General features: G+C 59.5%; 23 protein-coding genes. 10 read left to right on the top strand and 13 right to left on the bottom strand.

What is annotated here, in order from left to right:
* Nucleotides 1-52: 52 nt before the first annotated feature.
* A complete protein-coding gene (locus tag OQ460_RS18145; protein ID WP_410018768.1) occupies nucleotides 53-637 on the bottom strand; it encodes an ACP phosphodiesterase in 585 nt (194 codons plus the stop codon).
* A 154-nt stretch (nucleotides 638-791) separates the two neighbouring features.
* Here OQ460_RS18145 and OQ460_RS18150 point away from each other — a divergent pair, with 154 nt between their 5' ends.
* The 3 genes from OQ460_RS18150 to OQ460_RS18160 are packed head-to-tail and all read left to right on the top strand — an operon-like array spanning nucleotide 792 to nucleotide 3,365.
* Entirely contained in the window at nucleotides 792-1,106 is a 315-nt protein-coding gene (locus tag OQ460_RS18150) for an ArsR/SmtB family transcription factor (RefSeq protein WP_410018769.1), read from the top strand.
* Between the two features lie 11 nt (nucleotides 1,107-1,117).
* A complete protein-coding gene (locus tag OQ460_RS18155) occupies nucleotides 1,118-2,284 on the top strand; it encodes an MFS transporter (protein WP_410018770.1) in 1,167 nt (388 codons plus the stop codon).
* Between the two features lie 25 nt (nucleotides 2,285-2,309).
* Nucleotides 2,310-3,365 (top strand): alkene reductase, encoded by a 1,056-nt coding sequence (locus OQ460_RS18160; protein ID WP_410018771.1) that lies wholly within the window; start codon nucleotides 2,310-2,312, stop codon nucleotides 3,363-3,365.
* A 248-nt stretch (nucleotides 3,366-3,613) separates the two neighbouring features.
* Here OQ460_RS18160 and OQ460_RS18165 read toward each other — a convergent pair whose 3' ends face one another.
* Nucleotides 3,614-4,246: a TetR family transcriptional regulator gene (locus OQ460_RS18165; RefSeq protein WP_410018772.1), complete on the bottom strand. Its 633-nt coding sequence runs from the start codon at nucleotides 4,244-4,246 to the stop codon at nucleotides 3,614-3,616.
* A gap of 265 nt (nucleotides 4,247-4,511) precedes the next feature.
* Here OQ460_RS18165 and OQ460_RS18170 point away from each other — a divergent pair, with 265 nt between their 5' ends.
* The 6 genes from OQ460_RS18170 (at nucleotide 4,512) to OQ460_RS18195 (ending at nucleotide 14,431) form a co-directional block, all read left to right on the top strand.
* Nucleotides 4,512-5,651, top strand: coding sequence for an efflux RND transporter periplasmic adaptor subunit (locus OQ460_RS18170; RefSeq protein ID WP_410018773.1), 1,140 nt, complete (start codon nucleotides 4,512-4,514; stop codon nucleotides 5,649-5,651).
* Nucleotides 5,652-5,654: 3 nt separating this feature from the next.
* Complete coding sequence (locus OQ460_RS18175) at nucleotides 5,655-8,822, top strand: efflux RND transporter permease subunit (protein ID WP_410018774.1); 3,168 nt, start codon at nucleotides 5,655-5,657, stop codon at nucleotides 8,820-8,822.
* Nucleotides 8,822-10,282 carry an AdeC/AdeK/OprM family multidrug efflux complex outer membrane factor gene (gene adeC / locus OQ460_RS18180; protein ID WP_410018775.1) on the top strand — a complete coding sequence of 487 codons (1,461 nt, stop codon included), beginning with the start codon at nucleotides 8,822-8,824 and terminating at the stop codon, nucleotides 10,280-10,282. Before OQ460_RS18175 ends, adeC begins: the two co-directional genes overlap by 1 nt.
* 166 nt (nucleotides 10,283-10,448) lie before the next feature.
* Nucleotides 10,449-11,699, top strand: coding sequence for an OprD family porin (locus OQ460_RS18185; RefSeq protein ID WP_410018776.1), 1,251 nt, complete (start codon nucleotides 10,449-10,451; stop codon nucleotides 11,697-11,699).
* Nucleotides 11,700-11,862: 163 nt separating this feature from the next.
* Nucleotides 11,863-13,404: a M91 family zinc metallopeptidase gene (locus OQ460_RS18190; RefSeq protein ID WP_410018777.1), complete on the top strand. Its 1,542-nt coding sequence runs from the start codon at nucleotides 11,863-11,865 to the stop codon at nucleotides 13,402-13,404.
* 127 nt (nucleotides 13,405-13,531) lie between these two features.
* Nucleotides 13,532-14,431 (top strand): polysaccharide deacetylase family protein, encoded by a 900-nt coding sequence (locus tag OQ460_RS18195; RefSeq protein ID WP_410018778.1) that lies wholly within the window; start codon nucleotides 13,532-13,534, stop codon nucleotides 14,429-14,431.
* Nucleotides 14,432-14,445: 14 nt separating this feature from the next.
* Here the strand turns inward: OQ460_RS18195 and pcaC are convergent, their stop codons facing one another.
* The 11 genes from pcaC to pcaR all read right to left on the bottom strand — a co-directional run bounded on the left by pcaC (nucleotide 14,446) and on the right by pcaR (nucleotide 25,127).
* On the bottom strand, nucleotides 14,446-14,844 hold the full coding sequence (gene pcaC, locus OQ460_RS18200) for a 4-carboxymuconolactone decarboxylase (protein ID WP_410018779.1): 399 nt from the start codon (nucleotides 14,842-14,844) through the stop codon (nucleotides 14,446-14,448).
* A 10-nt stretch (nucleotides 14,845-14,854) separates the two neighbouring features.
* Nucleotides 14,855-15,646 carry a 3-oxoadipate enol-lactonase gene (gene pcaD, locus OQ460_RS18205; protein ID WP_410018780.1) on the bottom strand — a complete coding sequence of 264 codons (792 nt, stop codon included), beginning with the start codon at nucleotides 15,644-15,646 and terminating at the stop codon, nucleotides 14,855-14,857.
* Between the two features lie 10 nt (nucleotides 15,647-15,656).
* Entirely contained in the window at nucleotides 15,657-17,021 is a 1,365-nt protein-coding gene (locus tag OQ460_RS18210) for a 3-carboxy-cis,cis-muconate cycloisomerase (protein WP_410018781.1), read from the bottom strand.
* 46 nt (nucleotides 17,022-17,067) lie between these two features.
* On the bottom strand, nucleotides 17,068-18,363 hold the full coding sequence (locus tag OQ460_RS18215; protein WP_410018782.1) for an MFS family transporter: 1,296 nt from the start codon (nucleotides 18,361-18,363) through the stop codon (nucleotides 17,068-17,070).
* A gap of 118 nt (nucleotides 18,364-18,481) precedes the next feature.
* A complete protein-coding gene (pcaG, locus tag OQ460_RS18220) occupies nucleotides 18,482-19,048 on the bottom strand; it encodes a protocatechuate 3,4-dioxygenase subunit alpha (protein WP_410018783.1) in 567 nt (188 codons plus the stop codon).
* Nucleotide 19,049: 1 nt separating this feature from the next.
* Nucleotides 19,050-19,754 (bottom strand): protocatechuate 3,4-dioxygenase subunit beta, encoded by a 705-nt coding sequence (gene pcaH, locus OQ460_RS18225; RefSeq protein ID WP_410018784.1) that lies wholly within the window; start codon nucleotides 19,752-19,754, stop codon nucleotides 19,050-19,052.
* Nucleotides 19,755-19,780: 26 nt separating this feature from the next.
* The gene (pcaF, locus tag OQ460_RS18230) at nucleotides 19,781-20,986 is read right to left on the bottom strand and encodes a 3-oxoadipyl-CoA thiolase (RefSeq protein WP_410022047.1); all 1,206 of its coding nucleotides are present in this window, start codon (nucleotides 20,984-20,986) and stop codon (nucleotides 19,781-19,783) included.
* Entirely contained in the window at nucleotides 20,983-21,762 is a 780-nt protein-coding gene (locus tag OQ460_RS18235; protein WP_410018785.1) for a CoA-transferase subunit beta, read from the bottom strand. Before OQ460_RS18235 ends, pcaF begins: the two co-directional genes overlap by 4 nt.
* Nucleotides 21,762-22,619 carry a CoA transferase subunit A gene (locus OQ460_RS18240; RefSeq protein WP_410018786.1) on the bottom strand — a complete coding sequence of 286 codons (858 nt, stop codon included), beginning with the start codon at nucleotides 22,617-22,619 and terminating at the stop codon, nucleotides 21,762-21,764. The genes OQ460_RS18235 and OQ460_RS18240 overlap by 1 nt, the downstream gene beginning before the upstream one ends.
* Before the next feature lie 149 nt (nucleotides 22,620-22,768).
* A complete protein-coding gene (locus OQ460_RS18245) occupies nucleotides 22,769-24,109 on the bottom strand; it encodes an MFS transporter (RefSeq protein WP_410018787.1) in 1,341 nt (446 codons plus the stop codon).
* A gap of 175 nt (nucleotides 24,110-24,284) precedes the next feature.
* Nucleotides 24,285-25,127 (bottom strand): pca regulon transcriptional regulator PcaR, encoded by an 843-nt coding sequence (gene pcaR, locus OQ460_RS18250; protein ID WP_410018788.1) that lies wholly within the window; start codon nucleotides 25,125-25,127, stop codon nucleotides 24,285-24,287.
* 615 nt (nucleotides 25,128-25,742) lie between these two features.
* Here pcaR and OQ460_RS18255 point away from each other — a divergent pair.
* Nucleotides 25,743-25,943: a hypothetical protein gene (locus OQ460_RS18255; RefSeq protein ID WP_084377048.1), complete on the top strand. Its 201-nt coding sequence runs from the start codon at nucleotides 25,743-25,745 to the stop codon at nucleotides 25,941-25,943.
* The last annotated feature ends 213 nt before the right edge of the window (nucleotides 25,944-26,156 follow it).

The following is a 26,156-nucleotide window of genomic DNA, read 5'->3' on the forward strand; positions in this document are numbered from 1 at the left end:
GGGCACGGTTCAAAATGTGGGAGCGGGCTTGCTCCCACATAAACCCGCATTTTCAGGTTCCAGCAGTCAGTTGGGCTTGTGAGAACGTCTGCACCTGGGGGTAGAACAACCGAAAGTCTTCGCTCAGCGGTTCATATAACACCTGCAACTCCTGCATGGCATGGCCCAGCTCCTCAGGCTGTGTCAGGCGCCGCGAAATCCCCCGCAACACCTGCTCCATCACCGCAAACTCACGGTAAGAACCCAACCAATCATCCATCGCCATATAAGGCGCAATCTGCGCCAACCGGCCCGGCAACTGCGGTTCGGCAGCCAGTACCCGATAGACCTGTGCAGTAAACCTCTCCAGCGGCTGATCGGCATACATCGCCCAATCACGCGCCAGGCAATGGTCAAAAAACACATCAAGGACAATCCCGGCATAGCGCCGCCGGGTCAGGCTGAAGCGTGAAAGCGCCTCCCCGACCAGAGGATGACTGTCAGTGAAGCGATCGATCGAGCGATGCAGTTGAATCGCCGACTCGATTTGCGGGTCGTATTGGCCCTGCAGGCGGCCTTTGACGAAGTCGCCATACAGGCTGCCAAGCAATTGAGCAGGAAGTTGGCCGCCAAGGTGCAGATGTGCGAGATAATTCATGTCGCGCAGTCTAGCACTGCACACATCGTATCGTTATAACCCGATATATCGATTTTGGCGGTAATAAGATCAAAATCATATTGGTATATCGGGATATCTCGATTTAAAGTTCGCCTAATCGCGATATAACGCTGTATCGACACCGAGCACTGCCATGTCCATTGACCTCGACGAAATAATAAAAGCCCTGGCACACCCAGTACGACGAGACATCCTCAACTGGCTGAAAGACCCGAAAGTGCAGTTCCCCGAGCAACTGCACAACCACGAATACGGCATTTGCGCCGGCCAGATCGACCAGCGCTGCGGATTGTCGCAGTCCACCGTTTCAGCGCACCTGGCGACCCTGCAACGGGCGGGACTGATCAGCAGCCAGAAAGCCGGACAGTGGCATTTTTTCAAACGCAATGAAGACGTGATCCAGGAAGTCATCCAGGCCATCACCAAAGAACTCAGCCCACCGCTGTAAAGGACCCGACAATGCCCCTCTCGCTACTCATACTGGCCTTAAGCGCCTTTGCCATCGGCACCACCGAGTTCGTCATCATGGGCTTGCTGCCTGATGTAGCGGCCGACCTGGGCGTGTCGATTCCTGGCGCTGGCTGGCTGGTGACCGGTTACGCCCTGGGCGTGGCCATTGGTGCGCCCTTCATGGCACTGGCAACAGCCAAGTTGCCACGCAAGGCCGCCCTGGTAGCGTTGATGGGCATTTTCATCATTGGGAACCTGCTCTGCGCCCTGGCCAGCGACTACAACGTGCTGATGTTTGCCCGTGTAGTGACTGCGTTGTGCCACGGTGCATTCTTTGGGATCGGTTCGGTAGTGGCGGCCAATCTGGTACCGGCCAACAAGCGTGCTTCGGCAGTAGCCCTGATGCTCACCGGCTTGACCCTGGCCAATGTGCTCGGTGTACCACTGGGCACCGCATTGGGTCAGGAAGCAGGCTGGCGCTCGACCTTCTGGGCCGTGACGGTGATTGGCGTGATCGCGCTGATTGGCCTGGTTCGCTTCCTGCCGGCCAAGCGTGACGAAGAGAAACTCGACATGCGCGCCGAACTGGCTGCCCTCAAGGGTGCCGGGATCTGGTTGTCGTTGAGCATGACCGCGCTGTTCGCCGCGTCGATGTTCACTCTCTTCACCTATGTAGCGCCGTTGCTGGGTGATGTCACCGGCATTTCGCCAAAAGGCGTGACCTGGACCCTGCTGCTGATCGGCCTGGGCCTGACCGTGGGCAACATCATCGGCGGCAAGCTGGCGGACAAGCGTCTGGCGGCCACGTTGATCGGCGTATTCATCAGCATGGCGGTGATATCCACGGTGCTCAGTTGGACCAGCGTCGCGATTATCCCGACTGAAATCACTTTGTTCCTCTGGGCCACCGCCTCGTTCGCCGCTGTACCGGCACTGCAAATCAACGTGGTGACCTTCGGCAAGGCCGCGCCCAACCTGGTGTCGACCCTCAATATCGGTGCCTTCAACATCGGCAACGCCTTGGGTGCCTGGGTCGGCGGCAGTGTTATCGCCCACGGCTTCGGCCTCACCAGCGTGCCGTTGGCCGCTGCAGCCCTGGCGGTCCTGGCACTGCTGGTCACGCTGATCACGTTCCGTCAGAGCGGCAATGTCGAACTGGCCCCCGCCACAAACTGAACACCTTAAGAGACGAGTACTTGCAATGACGACTATTTTCGATCCGATCAAACTGGGTGACCTGGAACTGTCGAACCGCATCATCATGGCGCCGCTGACCCGCTGTCGCGCCGATGCCGGTCGCGTACCCAACGCACTGATGGCCGAATATTATGTACAACGCGCCTCTGCCGGCCTGATTCTCAGCGAAGCCACGTCGGTGACGCCCATGGGCGTGGGCTACCCGGATACGCCGGGCATCTGGTCCAATGACCAAGTGCGTGGCTGGGCCAATATCACCAAGGCCGTGCACGGCGCGGGCGGCAAGATTTTCCTGCAACTGTGGCATGTTGGGCGTATCTCCCATGAGTCGTACCTGGACGGCGAAACGCCGGTGGCACCGAGCGCGATCCAGCCCAAAGGCCACGTCAGCCTGGTGCGCCCGCTCTCTGACTACCCGACCCCGCGCGCCCTGGAAACCGCGGAAATCGCCGACATTGTCGACGCTTACCGTGTCGGCGCCGAGAACGCCAAGGCCGCTGGTTTTGACGGTGTGGAAGTTCACGGCGCCAATGGCTACCTGCTCGATCAATTCCTGCAGAGCGGCACCAACCAGCGTAGCGACAACTATGGTGGTTCCCTGGAAAACCGCGCGCGCCTGCTGCTGGAAGTGACCGACGCCGTGATCGAGGTCTGGGGCCCGGGTCGCGTGGGTGTGCATCTGGCACCACGCGCCGACTCCCATGACATGAGCGATGACAACCTGGAGGAAACCTTCACCTACGTCGCTCGCGAACTGGGCAAGCGTGGCATCGCCTTCATTTGCTCGCGTGAGAAAGAAGGTGCCGACAGCCTTGGCCCACAACTGAAAGCAGCGTTCGGCGGTCCCTACATTGCCAACGAACGCTTCACCAAGGACAGCGCCAACGCCTGGCTGAACTCGGGCAAGGCCGATGCGGTAGCCTTTGGCGTGCCCTTTATCGCCAACCCCGACCTGCCGGCTCGCCTGAAGACCGATGCGCCACTCAACGAGCCGAATCCGCAAACCTTCTACGGCAAAGGCCCGGTCGGCTATATCGACTACCCGACCCTGGCGCTCTGACCCGCCTACAGAAAGTACATAGGCAAAAGCCCCTGCTCGTGAGAGCCGGGGCTTTTTTGGGTTTGCCGTTCCTGTAGGAAACACTCCTTCACAGCAATGCAACAATATCGCTACAAAATACTTAGCCAGCTACCTTTCAACCCGGCGCCAGCGCGTATATAAAGTCATCCCACAAATAAGTCCGAGGGACGATTGACCATTCTTGGACTTTACTGTTGACACAACTTGAGGCAATTACGCATTTTGTCTCAATTGCGCAGGCTGGGGCTCAAACGCAGCATGTCCAACCCCGCATCGACCCAAAGCTCGGCCGCCTGATGCAACTGAAAGCTGTCGGGCACCAGTAGCCATTGGCCGATGAGTCCGTTGATATAAGCGTGAATACAGATCGCACCACGGACAGGGTCGAGATTTTCCGGGAGTTGCCCGCGATGAATCGCGTTACGCAGTGTCAGGCCTATGCGCAGGTTGCACTCCAGGCTGTGAGTCTGGCGCTGACGGCGCATGTCACACATTTCATCGGTGAATTCGCACTTATGAAACAAAATCTCATTGATGCGCCGGGTCTTCGGGTCCAGGGCCACCTGATGAAAAAGATGAATCAACAGCTTGCGCATGCAGCCCAGCGGATCAACTTCATCCTCGCTTTCACTGGCCCTGGCCAATTCGTCCAGCGGCTCGTGCAACGTATCGAGCAGCGCCTGCAACAGGTCCGACTTGTTACTGAAATGCCAGTAGATAGCCCCCCGCGTCACACCCGCCAGAGTCGCGATATCCGCCAGCGTAGTACGCGCCACCCCGCGTTCGTAGAAGGCATGCTCGGCGGCTTGGAGAATCTGGCTGCGCGTTTCCTGAGCTTCCTCTTTGGTACGACGAACCATGGCAGTAACACCTCAATCAGGACACCGGCGGTGGCCAATGACCACCATCTGAATAATTATGGGACGGCACCTTCATGGGCACCGAACGTACTAGAATCGAGGCTTTACGCAGCCCGTTGTAAGGAATCCGCGAAGCCTGTCAAGAGTTTACAAACAACCATGAACGTAAGTATATTGCGTAGCAAGCTACTTATCCACTCAATGCCTGTTTTTTACCCTTCCACACTTCTTGTGCGCACTACGCGCGCCTGACCCGAGGATCTACATGCAACTTAAGCCAGCTGTTACCGCTCTGGTCACTGCCGTCGCCCTGGCATCGCTGCTCAGCGGATGTAAAAAGGAAGAAGCGGCTCCGCCCGCTCAAACCCCTCAGGTCGGCGTGGTCACCATTCAACCTCAAGCCTATACCCTGACCACCGAATTGCCGGGGCGCACCACTGCGTTCCGCATTGCGGAAGTCCGTCCTCAGGTCAACGGCATCATCCTCAAGCGCCTGTTCAAGGAAGGCGGCGACGTCAAGGAAGGCCAGCAGCTTTACCAAATCGATCCGTCGGTCTATGAGGCCGCCTTGAAAAGCGCCCAGGCCAACCTGCAACAGACCAAGTCGATTGCCGATCGCTACAAGCAGTTGGTCAACGAACAGGCTGTCAGCCGCCAGGAATACGACACCGCTGTGTCCAACCGCATGACCTCGGAAGCCAACTTGCAGAGCGCCCAGATCAATGTGCGCTACACCAAGGTGTTCGCGCCGATCTCCGGGCGTATCGGTCGTTCTTCGGTTACCGAAGGCGCGCTGGTCAGCAATGGCCAGGCCGACGCCATGGCAGTGATCCAGCAACTGGACCCGATCTACGTCGACGTCACGCAGTCTTCGGCCGAAATGCTGAAACTGCGTCGTGACCTGGAAAGCGGCCAGTTACAGAAGTCCGGCGACAACGCCGCCATGGTCAAGTTGACCCTGGAAGACGGCAGCGAGTACGCCCAGCAAGGCAAGTTGGAATTTTCCGAAGTGTCGGTCGACCAGACCACCGGTTCCGTGACCCTGCGCGCCGTGTTCCCCAACCCTGACCACACCCTGCTGCCGGGCATGTTTGTCCACGCGCAATTGCAGGCCGGCGTGAACAGCAAGGCGATCCTGGCACCCCAGCAAGGCGTGACCCGCGACATCCGTGGCATCCCGACTGCGCTGGTCGTCACCGGCGACAACAAGGTCGAACAGCGCGAGCTGGTGGCCAACCGTACTGCCGGCGCCTACTGGCTGGTGGAAAAAGGCCTGAATGCCGGTGACCGTGTGATCACCGAAGGCTTGCAGTTCATCAAGCCGGGTATCACGGTTGAAGCGAAGGAAGCCACCAACGCCAAGCCCGCCGGTACTGCTCCTGCCGCCGCTGGCAAAGGGGAGTAATACATGTCGAAATTTTTTATCGACCGTCCCATCTTCGCCTGGGTAATTGCCCTGGTGATCATGCTGGTCGGGGCTTTGTCGATCCTCAAGTTGCCCATCAACCAATACCCGGCCATTGCACCAACGGCCATTGATATCCAGGTCACCTACCCAGGTGCTTCGGCGCAAACCGTGCAGGACACCGTGGTACAGGTCATCGAGCAGCAGCTCAACGGTATCGACAACCTGCGTTATGTTTCCTCGGACAGTAACTCCGACGGCAGCATGACCATCACCGCGACGTTCAACCAGGGCACCAACCCGGACATCGCCCAGGTCCAAGTGCAGAACAAGCTGAACCTGGCAACCCCATTGCTGCCTCAAGAAGTGCAGCAACAGGGTATCCGCGTGACCAAGTCAGTGAAGAACTTCCTGATGGTGATCGGCCTGGTGTCCGAAGACGGCTCCATGACCAAGGACGACCTGTCCAACTACATTGTCTCCAACATTCAGGACCCGATTTCCCGGACGTCTGGCGTAGGTGACTTCCAGGTCTTCGGTTCCCAGTACGCCATGCGTATCTGGCTCGACCCGGCCAAGCTGAACAACTTCCAGATGACGCCGGTGGATGTCAGCAATGCCGTCCAGGCGCAGAACGTGCAGGTGGCCACTGGTCAACTGGGCGGCTTGCCTGCCCTGCCTGGCACACAACTGAACGCCACGATCATCGGCAAGACGCGCCTGCAGACCGCCGAGCAGTTTGAAAATATTCTGCTGCGGGTGAATGCCGACGGTTCCCAGGTACGCCTGGGCGATGTTGCCCGTGTCGAACTGGGCGGCCAGAACTACAGCATCAGTGCGCAGTTCAACGGCAAGCCGGCTTCCGGCATGGCGATCAAGCTGGCATCCGGTGCCAACGCCCTGGACACTGCCAAGGCCATCCGTGAAACGGTTGCGTCCCTCGAACCGTTCTTCCCGCCTGGCATGAAAGCCGTGGTTCCGTACGACACCACTCCAGTGGTGACCGAATCGATTTCCGGGGTAGTCGATACCCTGGTCGAGGCGATCGTCCTGGTGTTCCTGGTGATGTACCTGTTCCTGCAGAACTTCCGCGCCACCATCATCACCACGATGACGGTGCCAGTAGTATTGCTGGGTACGTTCGGGATCCTTGCGGCCTTCGGCTTCACGATCAACACCCTGACCATGTTCGGCATGATCCTGGCCATCGGCTTGCTGGTGGACGATGCGATCGTGGTGGTGGAGAACGTCGAGCGGGTAATGGCCGAGGAACACTTGTCGCCCAAAGAAGCGACGGTCAAGTCCATGGAGCAGATCCAGGGCGCCCTGGTGGGTATTGCCTTGGTACTCTCGGCGGTACTGCTGCCGATGGCGTTCTTCGGCGGATCCACGGGGGTCATCTATAAACAGTTCTCCATCACCATTGTCTCGGCGATGGCGCTGTCGGTACTGGTTGCACTGATCTTCACCCCGGCCTTGTGCGCCACCATGCTCAAGCCGATCGATCCCGAGAAACACGGCCAACCCAAGCGTGGTTTCTTCGGCTGGTTCAACCGCACCTTCGACCGTGGCGTACTGAGCTACGAGCGTGGCGTGAGCAACATGATCAAGCACAAGGCACCGTCGTTCCTGGTGTACCTGCTCGTCATCGTCGGCATGATCTGGCTGTTCACCCGCATTCCAAGCGCGTTCCTGCCCGAGGAAGACCAGGGTGTGATCTTCGCCCAGGTGCAGACGCCGGTGGGCTCCTCCGCTGAACGGACCCAGACGGTCATCGACGACATGCGCGCCTACCTGTTGAACGACAAGGAAGGCGAGCCGGGCGAAGGCAAGGCCGTGCAATCGGTGTTTACCGTAAACGGCTTCAACTTTGCCGGTCGTGGCCAGAGTTCGGGCCTGGCGTTCGTCATGCTCAAGTCATGGGATGAACGCGATGCATCGACATCGGTGTTTGAAGTGGCCAAGCGTGCACAAGGTTACTTCTCCCAGACCTTCAAGGACGCCATGGTGTTCGCCATCGTGCCCCCGTCGGTTCTGGAACTGGGTAACGCCACCGGTTTCGACGTATTCCTGCAGGACCAGGGCGGTGTCGGCCATGACAAGCTCATGCAGGCCCGCAACCAGTTCCTCGGGATGGCTGCGCAAAGCAAGATCCTCGCAGGCGTTCGTCCAAACGGCGTCAACGATGAGCCGCAGTACGAGCTGACCATCGACGACGAGAAAGCCAGCGCCCAGGGCATCAGCCTGTCCAGCATCAACCAGACCCTGGCGATTGCCCTGGGTGGCAGCTACATCAACGACTTCATCGACCGCGGTCGGGTGAAAAAGGTCTACATCCAGGGTGAGGCCGCCAGCCGGATGACCCCTGAAGACCTGAACAAATGGTTCGTGCGCAGCGCCGACGGCAAGATGGTGCCACTCTCGGCCATTGCCTCGGGCGCCTGGATCTACGGCTCGCCGAAGCTGTCGCGATACAACGGTGTAGCAGCGATGGAAATCCTCGGCACCCCGGCACCGGGCTACAGCACCGGTGACGCGATGGCCGAGGTCGAGCGGATCGCCAAGGAACTGCCAGCTGGTATCGGCTACGCCTGGACTGGCCTGTCGTATGAAGAACGCTTGTCCGGCTCCCAGGCACCTGCGCTGTACGCCCTGTCGTTGCTGGTAGTGTTCCTCTGCCTGGCCGCACTGTACGAAAGCTGGTCGATCCCGATTGCGGTGGTACTGGTTGTGCCGCTGGGTGTCATCGGTGCACTGATGGCTACCAGCATGCGAGGACTGTCCAACGACGTGTTCTTCCAGGTGGGGCTGTTGGTGACCGTCGGCCTGGCCTCGAAGAACGCCATCCTGATCGTGGAATTCGCCAAGGAACTCCACGAGCAGGGCAAAGGCATCGTCGAGGCAGCCATCGAGGCATCCCGCATGCGTCTGCGTCCGATCATCATGACCTCCATGGCGTTCGTCCTCGGCGTACTGCCCCTGGCGATCTCCTCGGGCGCAGGTTCAGGCAGCCAACATGCCATCGGTACCGGCGTAATTGGCGGTATGATCACTGCAACCGTTCTGGCGATCTTCTGGGTGCCACTGTTCTTTGTAACCGTGTCCGCCATTGGCAGCCGCAAGAAAACCGACAAGTCCGATACACCGCACACTCCTAAAGAGGCTGGCTAATGCGCAAGTCGCTACTTTCCCTGGCAGTCACGGCCATTGTGCTCAGTGGCTGCTCGCTGATCCCTGACTATCAGCAGCCTGAAGCGCCGGTTGCCGCCCAGTTCCCACAGGGGCCGGCCTACTCATCCGCCCAGGCGCCGAGCCAGGCTGCCGCCGAGCAAGGCTGGAAGCAGTTTTTCCATGACCCTGCCTTGCAGCAATTGATTCAGGTCGCGCTGGTCAACAACCGCGACCTGCGCGTCGCGGCCCTGAACATTGACGCGTTTGCGGCGCAATATCGCATCCAGCGCGCCGACCTGTTCCCGGCCGTCTCGGCCAATGGCAGCGGCAGTCGCCAGCGGGTTCCGGCACGCGCTTCGCAAACCGGCGAAGCGGACATCACCAGCTCGTATTCGGCAACGTTGGGGATCAACTCCTATGAGTTGGACCTGTTCGGCCGAGTTCGCAGCTTGAGCGAAGAGGCACTGCAGAAGTACTTCGCGACCGAAGAAGCACGCCGCAGCACACAGATCAGCCTGGTGGCCAGCGTGGCGAACGCCTACCTGACCTGGCAGGCCGACAAGGAACTGCTCAAGCTGACCCAGGACACCCTCGGCGCGTTCGAGCAGAGCTTCAAGCTGACCTCGCGCAGCAACGAAGTCGGCGTGGCCTCGGCCCTGGACTTGAGCCAGGCGCGGACCTCGGTCGAGAGCGCTCGCGTACAACTGGCGCGCTACACCCGCCAGGTGGCTCAGGACGAGAACAACCTGACGATGCTGCTGGGCACCAGCCTGCCGGCGAATATCGCCAGCAAGCCGCTGTCAGACGACCTGCTGAGCGAAGTACCGGCCGGACTGCCTTCAGACCTGCTGCAACGTCGCCCCGACATCCTGCAGGCCGAATACAACCTCAAGGCAGCCAACGCCAATATCGGCGCGGCCCGTGCGGCGTTTTTCCCCAGCATCAGCCTGACGGCCAATGCCGGTACGCTGAGCCCGGACCTTGGCGGTCTGTTCAAAGGCGGTTCGGGTACCTGGTCGTTCGCTCCGCAGATCAACATCCCGATCTTCAACGCCGGTAGCCTGCGCGCAAGCCTGGACTACTCGAAGATCCAGAAAGAGATCAACGTCGCGAACTACGAGAAGTCAATTCAGACCGCGTTCCAGGAAGTCTCCGACGGCCTGGCGGCACGTGCGACCTACAACCAGCAGTTGCAGGCCCAACGTGATTTCGTCGAGGCCAACCAGGACTACTACCGTCTGGCCGAGCGGCGCTACCGCATCGGTGTCGACAGCAACCTGACGTTCCTCGATGCCCAGCGCCAACTGTTCAGTGCCCAGCAAACGCTGATCACCGATCGCCTGGCCCAGCTGACCAGCGAAGTGACCTTGTACAAGGCCTTGGGTGGCGGTTGGAATGAGCAAACGGCGCAGAACGCGTCGGCGAAGAAACAAGAAGCGCCAGCGTTGAAGCTGTTCTGATAGCACCGTAACCGGCAACAACGAAGCCCACCTCTGGTGGGCTTTTTAATACCTGAGGATTTGCGTTCGATCACCGCCCACAACCCACCCCGCTCGATTGAATCCGCGCCCTACTCCCTCGCACCATGCCCGCACCCGCAAAACCAATAAAAACAGGTACACCACCATGAGCACCCTTCACGCCCGCCATTTGTTGCTGGTCACCGCCGTTGCCAGTTTTAGCCTGCCGGCCATCGCTGAAGAGCACGGCTTTCTGGAAGACGCCAGCGCCAACCTCAACCTGCGCAATTTCTTCTTCAACCGCAATTTCACCAACCCGACCAAGGCCCAGGGCGGCGCGCAAGAGTGGACGCAGAGTTTCATCCTCGACGCCAAGTCAGGTTTTACCCAGGGCACCGTGGGCTTTGGCGTGGATGTGCTAGGGATGTACTCGCAAAAGCTCGACGGCGGCGCAGGCTCCGGCGGGACGCAGTTATTGCCGTTGGACCACGATGGCCGGCCTGCCGATAATTTCGGCCGGCTGGGGGTGGCCTTCAAGGCGCGAATTTCCAGGACCGAGCTGAAAGTCGGTGAGTGGATGCCGGTGTTGCCCATCCTGCGCTCGGATGATGGCCGCTCCCTGCCGCAAACCCTGCGTGGCGGACAGATCACCTCGCGGGAAATCGAAGGCCTGACCCTATATGGCGGGCAATTTCGTGCCAACAGCCCACGTGACGACAGCAGCATGACCGATATGAGCATGGCCGGTAAAACCGCATTCACCTCTGATCGGTTCAACTTCCAGGGCGGCGAGTATGCGTTCAACGACAAGCTCACCCAGATAGGCGTCTGGAATGCCCAGCTCAAGGACATCTACAGCCAGCAATACCTCAACCTGATCCACACCCAGCCCGCAGGTGACTGGACACTGGGCGCCAACCTCGGCTTCTTCTACGGCAAGGACGACGGCAGCGCCCGCGCAGGCAGCATGGATAACAGAACCTGGTCCGGGCTTTTTTCGGCCAGGTACGGCGGCCATACTTTTTACCTCGGCCTGCAAAAACTCAGCGGCGACAGTGCCTGGATGCGCGTCAATGGCACCAGCGGCGGCACGCTGGCCAACGACAGCTTCAACGCCAGCTACGACAACGCCCAGGAAAAGTCCTGGCAACTGCGCCACGACTACAACTTCGCTGCCCTCGGCATACCGGGGCTGACGCTGATGAACCGCTACATCAGCGGCAGCAACATCCACACCGCAACCGAGAGCGACGGCAAGGAATGGGGCCGGGAAAGCGAAGTGGGCTATACCGTGCAAAGCGGCAGCTTGAAAAGCCTGACGCTGCGCTGGCGCAATTCAAGCATGCGCCGGGACTACAGCAACAACGAGTTTGATGAAAACCGCTTGATCGTCAGCTATCCCCTCAATCTTCTGTAAGAGCCGCTGCACTCAACAGGTTGTTACAGTCGTCAGCGTTGATGACCGGAACATTTTCCAAGGCATTGCCAACTAGTCATACCCCTGCTGTTTTTCGGCCCGATAACACACACGTTTTAACGGGCCCGGCCGGGTGTGCCTCTAGACATGACAAGGAAGACTGATGACTCAACTCAAGAGTGCAACCCTATTTACCCCTTCACCCATCAAACAATCAGATGGCACAGGGCCTGGCCCCGTTTCACCACGCCCTGCGTCGGCGCTCAACACCATTGAGTACCAACCTGCCAGCGCACCTGCCCTGACATTTGATCCGGACAATCCGATCCGGAATCAGACACGCCTGTTGTTCAACGACGAAAATTTACAAGCTAAAAGCCAGTCCGCCTGGGAACTAAGCCCTAAATACTCACCCGATAGGCTCAATAACCGCCTGATTCTGGAAACGGGTAACGCTTCGGATGAAATTCGTGTCCGCAATGGAGCTCCCGGCACACTCAAACTGCGGGTAAACGGTGAAAGCTACACGGTTGATGCGCTCGACCAAGACGGTAAATTGCTGACCTTGCAGATCAACACCCATGGCGGCGATGACAGGATCCTGATCGACGGCGACGTCATCACGCCGCTGATTGTGGAAGCCGGGGATGGCAATGACCGGGTTCAAGCCGGCGCGGGCAGCACCCGGCTGCTGGGCGGCAAGGGCAACGATATTCTGTGCTTGGGCGATGCAAATGGCTACGCTGAAGGCGCTGACGGTGATGACATATTGATTGGCGGCAAGGGCAGCGCTGTGCTTTATGGCAACAACGGTAACGACCGGTTGTATGCCGCCCACTCTCAAAACAGCTACCTCGATGGTGGTAACGACAACGACTGGCTGTACGCCGGTCGTGGTCAAACCGTACTGCATGGCGGCATGGGCGATGACCTGCTGGTCGGTCACGGTCGTAGTACGTTCTACACCGGGCCGGGGCACGACAGCATTCTCGGCAACAAACCCACCGATTTAATCTATGCCAAGCGCAACGACTGGATAAGCCCTGCGCGCACGTCGATTTTTACCGAGGTTTCTCCGAATAATGCAGGTGCCCAAGGATTTACCGTACAGGGTTCTGACGCATTCAGGCAGCGTGTCGAAGACGACCTGACACTGCTGCGCAGCTCACCCCAAGGACAGAAAATGCTGGCTGGGATGGACGCCCTCGCACGGCAGAACAATGCGCCGGTGAAAATCCTCGAAGACACATTCGATGACGGCAGCCGCTATGTGTTCGGCAGCCAGGAGCTCAAACGCCTGTATCAAAGCGAGACCGCCCAGATTGTTCCTGAGGATCCAAAATGGGGTTTTATGGTAAACGGCACTCCAGGTTCACGGGCCGACCGAGCACAAGTGGTCTACAACCGCTCCAGTCTCGACGAGGACGCGAGCGCAACGGCTCCCGTCTTCGGGCTTTATCACGAAGTGGCACATGCCTATAACGGTGCCAGCGGCACGGTCCTGGCCGGCTCGACCTGGGAAAGCGAAAGCGTGGAAATCGCCAACAGTGAACGTCAAGCCGTTGGCCTGCCCAGCGACGTACCACCAATGGATTTGGATAGTGACCCCCAGACGCCTCCAACCACCACTAACCCCCAGCCCTTTACTGAAAACACCTTGCTTGAGGAAATGGGCTTGCCACTGCGTAACGCCTACTCTGGCTGAAATTGAATGGGTGGGGTGATATAGCGTTCGTCAGCCAGTTGATCACCCCAGCCCTTCTTGCTGTATGGTGCGCGCCTGTCGCTGCCGATACCACCGGCAGCGGCTTTTGTCCGGGCCCGCACACAGCATGAAAACCTTCGCCATCGCCTCAGTATTACTCGCCTTGACGCTTAGCCTCAGCGGCTGCATTGGCGCGCCCGTCGCCCTGACGTCCAAAACCGAACAACGCCTGCAAAACCAGGCCCCCATTCGCTTCTTGCTGACGTTCGATGACGGCCCCAGCGCCTCCGGTTTTGCTAACCCCAGCCGCTCGGTAATCGCCGACCTGGCCAACAATTCGGTGCAACCAGGCATCAAGGCTATCTTCTTTTTGCAGACCGAGGCGGCACGGGCCGGCGGCAGCGAGCGTGGCCGCAAAACCATGCAGCGCGAACATGCAGCCGGCCATATCCTGGCCTTCCACACGGCTACGCGCTGGCATACCAATCATCGCCTGCTCAACGCCGAAGACCTGAAGCAGACCCTGCAACAAGGCGCCACCAGTATCGCCTCGATCACCGGAGCGCCACCGAAGCTGGTGCGTCCGCCCTTCTGGAACTACGATCGTCGTACTTTCGCTGCCTACCAGCAACAGGGCATGCAGATCCTGTTGACCGACTTGAGCGCCAATGACGGCAAGATCTGGGGCTTCAATGCCAGCCCCAGGCGCCGGGCCAACCTGCTGCGGCAACTGTCGCTGGTGCGCGAACGGATCGCCCTGGGCGAACTGCCAACGGTGGATGGCGTAATCCCGGTGGTGGTGACTTTTCACGACATCAACCGCTACACCGCACGGCACCTGAAAGAGTACCTGCAGATCCTGATGGACAGTGCCCGGGCCAACGCCCTCAAGACCGCCGCCGAGCCGTTCTACACCGACCGTGCAACCCTGGAGCGTGCCGCCTTGGCGCGCACCGTGAAAGACAGCAACGAAGTCGTACATTTGCCAGGGGTGTGGAATTGGTTGTGGGATGCAGACTCCCGCTGACTATTGCCGCGTGATCAATCCTGCTCACGCGATTCGACACCCAACTCATCCCAGACAGACTCAGCCAAATGAAACGTTGCGTTGGCTGCCGGGATCCCGCAATAGATCGCGCTCTGCATCAACACTTCCTTGATTTCGGCACGGGTCACGCCATTGCTGGCAGCGGCGCGCAGATGCAGCTTGAGTTCTTCGCTGCGGTTCATGCCGATCAGCATGGCAATCGTGACCAGGCTGCGGGTGTGCCGGGGCAAGCCAGGGCGAGTCCAGATATCCCCCCAGGCGTGGCGAGTGATCATTTCCTGGAACTCGCGGTTGAACTCGGTCAGGGTATTCAGGCTACGGTCGACATGCGCATCGCCCAATACTTCACGACGCACCTTGAGCCCCTCGGCATAACGTTGGTTCTCGTCCACGAAAAACTCCTCAGCGGTTCAACAAAAAATCCACAACCCGATGGCTGAACGTAGCACCGGCTTGCACATTGGACAGATGGGCCGCATAAAACTCGGCATACTCGGCGCCTTGCACCTGCTGTTGAATAAACCGGCTGCCAGACGGCGGCGTGACCGCATCTTCGGTGCCGGCAACCACCAGGGTCGGGGCCTGGATTGACGCCACTTGCTCACGAAAATCCGCATCCCGTACCGCGGCGCAGTTGGCGGCATAACCCTGGGGCGACGTGGCCGCCAGCATGTCGGTAATGCGCTTGGCGTGGCCAGGGTTGGCCTCGGCAAAATCGGCGGTGAACCAGCGCGCAATCGACGCATCACGCAAGGCCGCCATCGCGGCCTGGCCGTCGCGCAAGACCATCTCGATCCGTGGGTTCCATACCTCGGGGCTGCCGATCTTCGCCGCCGTGTTGCACACCACGAGCCGCAGCAAGCGTTGGCCCGCGTTGATTCCCAACCATTGCCCGATCAATCCGCCCATGGAAAGGCCGCAAAAATGCGCCCGTTCGATGTTCAGCGCATCCAACAGCGCCAAGACATCCCGGCCCAGTTGCTCGATGCTGTAGGGACCTTCGGTCACCAGGGATTTACCGTGACCGCGGGTATCCAGGCGTAACACCTGAAAGTGCTCGGTGAAGGCTGGCATTTGGGTGTCCCACATATGCAGGTCGGTCCCCAATGAGTTGGAGAGCACCAATACCGGCGCACCTTGCGGGCCTTCGAGTTGATAGTTCAGTTCGCCATCGGCGAGTTGTACGGTCCCCACAGCAGTCTCCTCAGGCAGAAAATCGAAAATGTTCAGCGACCGCGCGGCTGACCCAGGTTTGCGCCTGGCCCAGGTAGTGCGCCGGGTCCAACAGGCGATCCAGTTCGGCAGCCGAGAGCTCGGCGGTCACTTGCGGTTCATCGGCCAGTACCGCACGCAGATGACGTTGCTCGGCCACCGCGCGTTTGCAGCACTGTTCCAGTAAGTGGTGCGCGGTTTCGCGGCCAAGGCGCTGGGCGAGCACGATGCTCACAGCCTCGGCCAGCACCAGGCCCTGGGTCAGATCAAGGTTGTTGCCCATGCGCTGTGGGTCGACTTCCAGGCCTTCGCTGACCAGTAGCGCCTGATGCAGGGCACCGGAGACCAGTCGACAGATTTCCGGCAGGGTCTCCCACTCGGCGTGCCACAGGCCCAGGCTGCGCTCGTGTTCCTGAGGCATGGCGCTGAACATCGTCGCCACCAGGCCGGGCACCCGCGTCGCGGTGCTGATCAACACCGCGGCGCCCACCGGATTGCGTTTGTGGGGCATAGTCGAAGAGCCGCCCTTGCCCGGCGCCGACGGCTCGAACACTTCTGCCGCTTCCGTCTGCATCAACAGGCTGATATCGCGACCGAGCTTGCCGAGGCTGCCGGCGACCAGACCCAGTAGCGCAGCAAACTCCACCAATCGATCACGCTGGGTGTGCCAGGGTTGGTCCGGCAAGCTCAATTGCAGGTGCGTCGCCAAGGCCTCGGCCACCGGCATCGCCTGGTCGCCAAGGGCCGCCAGGGTGCCGGAGGCCCCACCAAACTGCAGCACCAGCAAGCGCGGCTTGAGCTGCGCCAGGCGCTCGCGACTGCGCGTCACCGCACCCAGCCAGCCAGCGACCTTCATCCCCAGGGTGACGGGCGTGGCGTGCTGCAACCAGGTACGTCCCGCCATGGGTATGGCAACGTAGCGTTGCGCTTGGGCGGCAAGGACTTCTCCCAAACGCGCCAGATCGGTTTCGATCAGTTCCATGGCACTGCGCAATTGCAGCACCAGGCCGGTATCCATTACATCCTGGCTGGTAGCGCCCAGGTGTACATAACGTTCAGCATCGGCGTCGGCGCTGGCGACCTGCTTACCCAGTGCCTTGACCAGCGGGATCGCCGAATTGCCCGCCGTGGCTATCGCCTCCCCCAGCGCGTCGATGTCGTAGAGCGAAGCCAGGCACGCCTGGGCGATCGGTATTACGGCTGCTTGCGGGATCACCCCAACCTGCGCCTCGGCGCGAGCCAGTGCTGCTTCAAAATCCAGCATGCCTTGCAGCCGGCCTTGATCACAGAACACCTCGGCCATGCTGCCAGCCGTGAAATAAACATCGAACAACTGATTGCGCGTGCGCGTTGTCATAAACCATCCCTAGGGGCACGCGCCCTCAAGGGCGCACGCCGGCCGGTTACAGATCGTGGTGCAAGTACTCGGCTTGCTTGGGCAGGCGCAAGCTGAACAGGAACGCGATAACCATCATGCCGGTGACATACCAGTAGAAAGTGTTCTCCATTCCGATGGACTTCAAGCCAAGGGCCACGTATTCCGCCGATCCGCCGAAGATCGCGTTGGCCACCGCGTACGCCAGGCCCACACCGAGTGCGCGCACTTGTGGTGGAAACATCTCGGCTTTTACCAGGCCGCTGATGGAGGTGTAGAAGCTGACAATCGCCAGCGCCAGGGTAATCAGGACAAACGCCAGGAGCGGACTGGTCACGCTTTTCAAGGTCAGCAGGATCGGCACGGTACACAGCGTACCGAGGGCGCCGAACCAGAGCATCGAATTACGCCGGCCGATCTTGTCGGAGAGCATGCCGAACAGCGGCTGCATGCACATATACAAAAACAACGCGCCGGTCATGATGTAGCTGGCCGTCTTGGCGTGCATCCCGGCGGTGTTCACCAGGTACTTCTGCATATAAGTGGTGAAGGTATAAAAAATCAGTGAGCCGCCAGCCGTATAGCCGAGCACGGTGATAAACGCGGCCTTGTGATCGCGAAACAACGCGGCGATGCTGCCGGCGTCTTTGTTGTCACGCATTTGCTTACTGGTGGTTTCCTTCAGGGAACGGCGCAGCAACAGTGAGATCACTGCCGCGATGGCGCCGATCACAAATGGGATCCGCCAGCCCCAGGCCCGCAGTTCTTCTTCGGTCAGCAATTGTTGAAGGATCACCACCACCGACACCGCCAGCAATTGCCCGCCGATCAGCGTCACGTACTGGAACGAGGCGAAGAACCCGCGCTGGCCCTTGAGCGCGACCTCACTCATATAGGTCGCCGTAGTGCCGTATTCGCCGCCCACCGAAAGGCCCTGGAACAGCCGCGCCGCCAGCAGCAAAGCCGGTGCCCAGGCGCCGATGTCTTTGTAAGTGGGCAAGAAGGCGATGACCAACGAGCCTGCACACATCATCAGCACCGAGATCATCATCGAATTCTTGCGCCCGTGCTTGTCGGCCACCCGACCAAACAACCAGCCGCCAATAGGGCGCATCAGGAAACCGGCGGCGAATACCCCAGCCGTGTTAAGCAGTTGGACTGTGGGGTCGTCCGAGGGGAAAAACGCAGGCGCAAAATAAATGGCGCAGAAGGCGTAGACGTAGAAATCGAACCATTCCACCAGGTTGCCGGAGGAAGCCCCGACAATTGCAAAAATCCGCTTGCTGCGTTCTTCTCCGGTGTAGTGACCGGTATGGGTTGTCATGTTTTTTCACTCGTAGGGAACAGGTTTAACCCTAGACATACTTTGTAACAGTGTCGTTCCACAAGAAGACTTTCAGGTGGTGTTGGGAGTGAATCTGGTGGGTGGCTTGAAACCCACCTCAATAATCGAAGAACACCGTTTCCCTTTCTGTCCCCTGCAAAACCACGTTCCATTGATACACCCCGTTTGCATCCGCCTCGGCAATCAAGGTACTGCGACGCTCAGCAGGCACACACCGCAACAACGGGTCATCTGCATTCATCGCTTCACCGGCGAAATAAATCCGCGTCAGCAAGTGTTTCACCAACCCACGGGCGAACACCAATACCACCAGGTGCGGCGCCTGGGTCGTGCCCTTCAGCCCCGGCACGCTGCCCGGCTTGATGGTGGTAAAGCGAAAGCGTCCTTCAGCGTCCACCGGCACGCGGCCAAACCCTTTGAAATCAGGGTCCAGGGATTTGTCCTGGTCGTCTTCGGGATGGTCATATTTGCCGGCTGCGTTGGCTTGCCAGACTTCCAGCATGGCGTCGTTGACGACATCACCGTTGCCATCCACCACTTGCCCGCTAATTGCCAGGCGTTCGCCAAGCGTGTCGGCAGTGGTGAGGTCTTCGCGGTTCAGCCAGGTCAGGCCAATGTGGTAATAAGGCCCGACGGTGTGGGAGGTGGTCGCGTAAAGAGTCATATTATTTCTCCATCGGCGTGGCGTCGCGGCCGCGCAAGACGATGTCCCAGCGGTAGCCGAGGGCATAATGCGGTACGGTTTTTTCCAGGTCGAAGCTGGCGATCAAGCGTTCTTTGGCCGAAGTGTCCGGCACGCAGTTGTAGATCGGGTCGTATTCAAGCAACGGGTCGCCGGGGAAATACATCTGTGTCACCAGCCGCGTCAGCACACTGGGGCCGAACAGCGAAAAGTGAATGTGTGCCGGGCGCCAGGCGTTATGGTGATTACCCCACGGATAGGCGCCAGGCTTGATGGTCTGGAATTGATACCAACCCTCGGCATCGGTGACGGTCCGCCCAGTACCAGTGAAGTTGGGGTCCAACGGTGCATCGTGCAGGTCGCGCTTGTGGTTGTAGCGCCCGGCGGCATTGGCCTGCCAGATCTCTACCAGGATGCCCGGCACCGGCAGGCCATTCTCATCCAGTACGCGGCCGTGGATGATGATGCGCTCGCCTTGCGGCTCGCCGTCATGCTGGGCGGTCAGGTCGTTGTCCTTCGCCTCGATGTATTCGGCGCCGATGGTCGGGCCGGTGATTTCCGACAACGAATGGGGCAGGAACACCAGGGGTTTTGACGGCGAGCGCAGGTTCGTCGACTGGTATTCGGGGTGCAGGTAATCAGGTTGAGTACCCGCTTGCGGGCGCCGGTATCCGGGCTTGTCACTCATCAGTTCATCCTCGTTGTTCTTGTGTTCTAAACGCGTTCGATAGCCAGCGCCAGGCCTTGGCCGACACCCACACACATGGTTGCCAAGGCTTTTTTGCCTTTGGTTTTTTCAAGCTGGTGCAGGGCCGTCAGCACCAGGCGCGCGCCGCTCATGCCCAGCGGATGGCCCAAGGCAATGGCGCCACCGTTCGGGTTAACCTGCGGTGCATCGTCCTCCAGCCCCAACTCACGCAGCACTGCCAGGCCCTGGCTGGCAAAGGCTTCGTTGAGTTCGATCACGTCGAAATCAGTCACGTTCAAGCCCAGGCGTTCCAGCAGTTTGCGCACTGCCGGAACCGGGCCGATCCCCATGACCCGTGGTGCCACACCTGCACTGGCCATGCCCAATACGCGGGCGCGGGCAGTGAGGCCGTGTTTTTTTACCGCTTCGGCAGACGCCAGGATCAGCGCGGCGGCGCCATCGTTGACACCGGAGGCATTGCCCGCGGTGACGGTCTTGTCCACGCCGTTGACCGGTTTGAGGCGGGCCAAGGCTTGCAGTGTGGTGTCGGCCCGGGGATGCTCGTCGTGCTCGACCAGGATCTCGCCTTTTTTATGAGCGACCCGCACCGCAACGATTTCTTCGGCGAAAAAACCGGCGGCCTGAGCGGCGGCGGTACGTTGCTGGCTACGCAAGGCAAAAGCGTCCTGATCGGCGCGCGACACCTTGTATTCGTCGGCCACGTTATCGGCGGTCTGCGGCATCGCGTCGACACCGTATTGGGCTTTCATCAACGGATTGATAAAACGCCAGCCGATCGTGGTGTCCTCAAGTTTCATGCTGCGCGAGAACGCCGCGTCAGACTTGCCCATCACAAACGGCGCACGTGACATCGACTCGACGCCACCGGCAATTGCCAACTCCATCTCGCCGCTGGCAATTGCACGAAATGCCGTGCCGATCGCGTCCATGCCCGAGGCACACAAACGGTTGAGGGTCACTCCGGGAATACTCGCGGGCAAACCGGCCAGCAACGTAGCCATGCGCGCTACGTTGCGGTTGTCTTCGCCCGCCTGGTTGGCGCAGCCAAGAAACACTTCGTCGACGGCATTCCAATCCACGGATGGGTTACGTTCCATCAACGCCTTGATCGGCAACGCGGCCAGATCATCGGCACGCACGCTCGACAAGCCTCCGCCGAAACGACCAATAGGCGTACGGACCGCATCACAGATAAATACGTCGCGCATCAGGCTTCTCCCGGGGCTTGGCCATGGGCGGCGGCCGTACGGGCCTCAAGATCACGCAAGGCAGTCAATTCAATCGCCGTGGGTTCGGTACTGGTACTGACCTGATCGGCAAAACGAATCGCCCAGCCAGTGGCGGCAACCACTTGTTCGCGGGTGACACCGGGATGCAGCGCGGTGACCACGAACTCGTGGGTGCCCTCCTCCGGCTCCATGATGCACAGATCGGTAATGATCCCCACCGGCCCCGCGCCTGGCAGGCCGAGACGCTTGCGTGAATCACCACCTTCGCCGTGACCTACCGAGGTAATGAAGTCCAGTTTGTCGACGAACGAGCGCGCCGATTGCTTGAGGATAATCAGCACGCTCTTGGCCGAACCGGCGATCTCCGGTGCGCCACCCGCGCCCGGCAGGCGAACTTTGGGCTGGTGATAATCGCCAACTACCGTGGTGTTGATATTGCCGAAGCGGTCGACCTGGGCTGCGCCAAGGAAACCGACATCAATACGTCCGCCTTGCAGCCAGTAGCGAAAAATCTCACCCGTCGGTACGACGGTGTCAGCGGTTTGCGCCAACTCGCCGTCGCCGATGGACAGTGGCAACACCGACGGCTTGGCGCCAATCGGGCCCGACTCATAGATCAACACCACGTCTGGCGAGGACGTCAGACGTGCGAGATTGGCAGCCTTGGATGGCAAGCCTATACCGACGAAGCACACCGAACCGTTCTTCAGGCGACGCGCGGCAGCAACCGTCATCATTTCGTTGGTCGAGTAAGTCATTACTTGGCCTCCTGCGCGGCAGCCAGCTTGGCCTGGAATTCACTGAAGTCAGCAGTGCCATGGATATATTCATCAATCCATGCGGTAAAGGTCCCACGGTCACGAGCGATCGGGTCCCAGGCCTGGTAGAAGCGGTTGTCACGTTCGGTGTAGCCGTGGGCGTAGGACGGATGCGCCCCGCCCGGTACATGGCAAACGGCAGTCAAGGCCCAGGTCGGCAGCACGCAGGCATTCATCGGTGCATTCAGGTCGTCGACGACTTCTTCTACGGTCACGATGCACCGTTGGGCCGCCAGGGCAGCTTCTTTCTGCACCCCGAGAATGCCCCACAACAGCACGTTGCCTTTGCGGTCGGCTTTTTGCGCGTGGATCACGGTAACGTCCGGGCGCACCGAAGGTACCGCCGCCAGTACTTCACCGGTAAACGGACAGGTGACAGACTTGATCAGCGGGTTGACCTTGGGCAGGTCGGAGCCTGCATAAGCGCGCAACACCGCAAACGGCAGCCCGCAAGCGCCGGCGACATAGGCATTCGCCAGGTCGGCGTGGCTGTGTTCTTCGATCTCCAGGGGCTGCGGCCATTGTTTCTCCACCGCGTCCCGCAGGCGATGCAACGAACCCACGCCTGGGTTGCCGCCCCAAGAAAAAATCAACTTGCGCGCACATCCGGTGCCGATCAATTGGTCGTAGATCAAATCAGGCGTCATGCGCACCAACGTCAGATCTTTCTTGCCCTGACGAATGATTTCATGCCCTGCCGCTGTAGGGATCAAGTGAGTGAAGCCTTCGAGCGCGACGGTATCGCCATCGTTGACGAACCGCATCACCGCGTCAGACAGCGAGAGAATTTCAGCCATGGGGTTGGGCTCCCGGTGTGAATCGAAAATGGCGCTGGAGACAGCGCCCAAGTGCAAGAAGGTTAAGCCGGGGAATTACACCAAACAATCCGATAATCGACAGAACGTTCGATTATCGAACGGATTGTTATCTAGCTATCGGTTATCGCTCAGGTGGCGTCCGCATGGCTGACCATGCCCTTGATCACCACAGCGATGGTGGCCAGTGCGGCGGGAATCACCAGTGCTGTCAGCACTTGCTCGAAGTTCCAACCCAGGCCCAGCAACGTCGCGCCCATCCAGGCGCCAAGAATCGCGCCAAAGCGTCCGATGCCCAGCATCCATGACACGCCGGTGGCACGACCCTGAGTCGGATAGAAGCGTGCGGCCAATGAAGGCATGGCCGATTGCGCACCGTTGACACACATCCCCGCGAGCAACACCAGCGTCGCCAACAGCGTGATATTGCCCAGGCTCTGCCCCACGGCGTAGGCAAACACCCCGGCCAGCAGATAGAACGTGCCGATGACCTTGTGGGGATTGAACCGGTCCATCGCCCAACCCACACCAACGGCACTCAACACACCACCAAACTGGAACAACGCACCAATGAATGCGGCCTGCTCCATGCTGGCGCCACTGTCACGCATCAGGGTCGGCAGCCAACTGGTCAGCAGGTACACAATCACCAGGCCCATGAAGTAGGTCAGCCACAACAACAAGGTGCCGGTGCTATAGGTGCCGGAAAAGATCACCGCAAATACATTGCGTGCCTTGACGGTTTTCTGTTCCGGCACACTGAAGCTCGAAGCCTGGGCGATCGTTGCAGGATCAATAGGCGCAAGGGCTTTACGTATCTTGTCGGTACCGTGATTGCGCACCACCAGATAGCGTGCGGACTCGGGCAGCCATACCAGCAGCACCCCCACCAGGATCAACGGCAGGATGCCGCCGATCATCAATAGACTGTGCCAGCCAAATGCCGGAATCAGCTTGGCCGAGACAAACCCGCCACAGGCCATGCCCAGGTTGAAACCACAGAACATGCTGGTGACCAGCAATGACTTGTGCCGTTCTGGCGTGTATTCAGACAGCAGCGTCGTGGCATTGGGCATACCGGCACCAAGACCCAGGCCGGTGAGAAAACGCAGGACCAGCAACTGGTCGACATTGGTGCTATAGGCCGAGGCCAGGCTGAAGGCGCCGAACACCAGCACCGCGCCCACCAACACCACCTTGCGACCAAACCGATCAGCCAGCGGGCCGGAGCCCAGGGCGCCGAACACCATGCCGATCAGCGCGGCACTCATTACCGGGCCGAGGCTGGCACGGTCGATTCCCCAATCCTGGGACAAGGCCGGGGCGATGAATCCCATGGCCGCAGTGTCGAGACCATCGAGAAACACAATCAGGAAGCACAGGATCACCACCCGCCACTGATAACGGGACAGCGGCTGGGCATTGATAAAGGACTGCACGTCCAGGGACGTACCTACAGAAGGTTGATTCATTATTCTTATTTCCACACCAATGGGCGGGCAAACGACATTGAGTCGTCATTATTGTTGGCGCGAAACATGAACCACGGTGCCGGGCTATCGCGGTCACTTGCGCTGCCGCGACATTAATGAGCCAAGGGAAACAGCGTCAATTCGTCAAGACGGGATCTGTGCGGTCACCGAACGCTTACGCAAATAACTGGGCGCTCAGTTCCTGGCTGGCACTGAGCATGCTCGGCAAAAAACGCTGCTCCAATTCACTGCGACTGACTCGCCCGGCATGCGTGCTGATGTTGAGCGCAGCCAGTACCTGGCCCGACGCGTCATACACCGGCACGGCGATGGAGCGCAGCCCTTGTTCCAGCTCCTGATCGACGATGCACCACCCTTGCTGGCGAACCTGTTGCAGGCATTCGAGCAAAGCCTGGGGGGAGGTCAGGGTGCGGCTGGTTTTGGTCTGCAGGTCGGCGTGATCCAAGTAATCCTGCAACGAAGCATCATCGAGGGCGGCCAGCAAGATCCGTCCCATGGACGTGCAATAAGCCGGCAGGCGTCCGCCAACCGAAAGGTCCACCGAGATCAGCCGCTGGGTGGTGGCGGAACGCGCTATATAGAGGATGTCGTCGCCTTCAAGGGTCGCCATGTTGCAGGCTTCATGCAACTGCTCGCTCATGCGGTCGAGGTAAGGCTGGGCGGAAACAGCCAGCGGCGTGGAAGACAGATAGGCGTGGCCCAGGGTCAAGACCTTGGGCAACAACGAATAGGTTCGCCCATCCGTCGTGGCGTAGCCGAGTTTAATCAAGGTATGCAGGCAGCGACGCACGGCGGCGCGAGGAATTTCCGTGCGGTGGCTGATTTGGGCGATGGTCAGGTGGCGCTTGCGCTCCTGGAATGCCTGCACCACTGCCAGGCCGCGGGCCAGAGAGGTCATGAAATCAGGGTCACCGGTAAACGCCTGGATCCGCTTGGCCGGTGACGCAACGATCGGCGGCGCCACTGACGCGAAGGAGTTGCGCAATTGATCGTTCATTTCAGGTCCTTTCTATTGTTTTCAACGGCTATTACAAGCTGGCCGGCAACCGATACACAAGGTGAGGCCTGCAACATTGTGCGATTATCGAACGACCCATCGATAATCGCAATTTGCACGCCCGCCCGCTCTCGCTGGATGGTGCGATGTAGCGCTGATGGCTGAGCAAATAACCCGAACCGCGAGGATCACTTTTAGAACACTAAACAAGTGTTACGCTAAAACTTCGACTATTGCCTCGCAAGCAGCCACTTGCGAAGTTGACGTTTTTCAACTTGTTGGTGATAGTGTTATTCAAATGCGCCGTTATAATGCACCCTGTGACAAGGTCAGCCTTGCTTCCCGCGTGACTGCAGATGTCGCCGGACCTTGCCCACGCTCTTGCATAGCGTTGTCGCAGGCATTGGATGCACATTCCAAATGCCTGCCATGTGCTTATGACCTGCAAACAAAACTGTTGCTGCGACAGCTGTTTTTCCGGTGCCGTGGCCGCCTGCAATAACGAAGCGGTTTATCGTGTACTCCCTCAAATGCGGATTGCTTGAAGGTGACACGATAGACCTGTCATTGCATTGCGCTTCACCGGAACTCAACTCAACTCAATTAGGTAACAATGTGACGAAAGACGAACTGCGCGCGGAACTTGAGCGCCAGGAACAGCGTTACAAGGATGTTTACGGCGGGGAAGTCACCACCTACGCCGCCCAGCCAGAGCCTGAGCGCAAACCATGGCGCAAGCGCGCCAGCCTGCTCGACCAGGCTTTTGCCCAAGAGATCCAAAAGATCGAAAAGGACCTTAAGGCCGAAGAGTCATAAGCCACCAGGTTGAGCCTCAAGAGCCATTCGCGCCCTTGCCAGCACATCGCTGGCGAGGCGGCTCTGTTATGGCCTGCTATGTCATTTTCTGGGCTGTATCAAAATTTCATACGAGCGTTTCAAGGTCGACGTCACGGTTGTCGCACCCCGCCTCCAGGGACTTATAATATATAAATCAACGGGTTAAATTTCACCTTGAATCCTGGGGGCGAG

This window comes from Pseudomonas imrae, from assembly GCF_046352735.2.
GTDB lineage: Bacteria > Pseudomonadota > Gammaproteobacteria > Pseudomonadales > Pseudomonadaceae > Aquipseudomonas > Aquipseudomonas imrae.

Excerpts from the sequence above, each read along its gene's own strand:
- OQ460_RS18165 (WP_410018772.1), bottom strand. The coding sequence starts at position 4,246 with ATGGTTCGTCGTACCAAAGAGGAAGCTCAGGAAACGCGCAGCCAGATT.
- OQ460_RS18155 (WP_410018770.1), top strand. The coding sequence starts at position 1,118 with ATGCCCCTCTCGCTACTCATACTGGCCTTAAGCGCCTTTGCCATCGGC.
- OQ460_RS18145 (WP_410018768.1), bottom strand. The coding sequence starts at position 637 with ATGAATTATCTCGCACATCTGCACCTTGGCGGCCAACTTCCTGCTCAA.
- OQ460_RS18215 (WP_410018782.1), bottom strand. The coding sequence starts at position 18,363 with ATGACAACCCATACCGGTCACTACACCGGAGAAGAACGCAGCAAGCGG.
- pcaR (WP_410018788.1), bottom strand. The coding sequence starts at position 25,127 with ATGAACGATCAATTGCGCAACTCCTTCGCGTCAGTGGCGCCGCCGATC.
- OQ460_RS18170 (WP_410018773.1), top strand. The coding sequence starts at position 4,512 with ATGCAACTTAAGCCAGCTGTTACCGCTCTGGTCACTGCCGTCGCCCTG.
- OQ460_RS18175 (WP_410018774.1), top strand. The coding sequence starts at position 5,655 with ATGTCGAAATTTTTTATCGACCGTCCCATCTTCGCCTGGGTAATTGCC.
- OQ460_RS18210 (WP_410018781.1), bottom strand. The coding sequence starts at position 17,021 with ATGACAACGCGCACGCGCAATCAGTTGTTCGATGTTTATTTCACGGCT.
- OQ460_RS18195 (WP_410018778.1), top strand. The coding sequence starts at position 13,532 with ATGAAAACCTTCGCCATCGCCTCAGTATTACTCGCCTTGACGCTTAGC.
- OQ460_RS18150 (WP_410018769.1), top strand. The coding sequence starts at position 792 with ATGTCCATTGACCTCGACGAAATAATAAAAGCCCTGGCACACCCAGTA.
- OQ460_RS18240 (WP_410018786.1), bottom strand. The coding sequence starts at position 22,619 with ATGGCTGAAATTCTCTCGCTGTCTGACGCGGTGATGCGGTTCGTCAAC.
- OQ460_RS18185 (WP_410018776.1), top strand. The coding sequence starts at position 10,449 with ATGAGCACCCTTCACGCCCGCCATTTGTTGCTGGTCACCGCCGTTGCC.
- adeC (WP_410018775.1), top strand. The coding sequence starts at position 8,822 with ATGCGCAAGTCGCTACTTTCCCTGGCAGTCACGGCCATTGTGCTCAGT.
- pcaH (WP_410018784.1), bottom strand. The coding sequence starts at position 19,754 with ATGAGTGACAAGCCCGGATACCGGCGCCCGCAAGCGGGTACTCAACCT.
- pcaG (WP_410018783.1), bottom strand. The coding sequence starts at position 19,048 with ATGACTCTTTACGCGACCACCTCCCACACCGTCGGGCCTTATTACCAC.
- OQ460_RS18235 (WP_410018785.1), bottom strand. The coding sequence starts at position 21,762 with ATGACTTACTCGACCAACGAAATGATGACGGTTGCTGCCGCGCGTCGC.
- OQ460_RS18160 (WP_410018771.1), top strand. The coding sequence starts at position 2,310 with ATGACGACTATTTTCGATCCGATCAAACTGGGTGACCTGGAACTGTCG.
- OQ460_RS18245 (WP_410018787.1), bottom strand. The coding sequence starts at position 24,109 with ATGAATCAACCTTCTGTAGGTACGTCCCTGGACGTGCAGTCCTTTATC.
- OQ460_RS18190 (WP_410018777.1), top strand. The coding sequence starts at position 11,863 with ATGACTCAACTCAAGAGTGCAACCCTATTTACCCCTTCACCCATCAAA.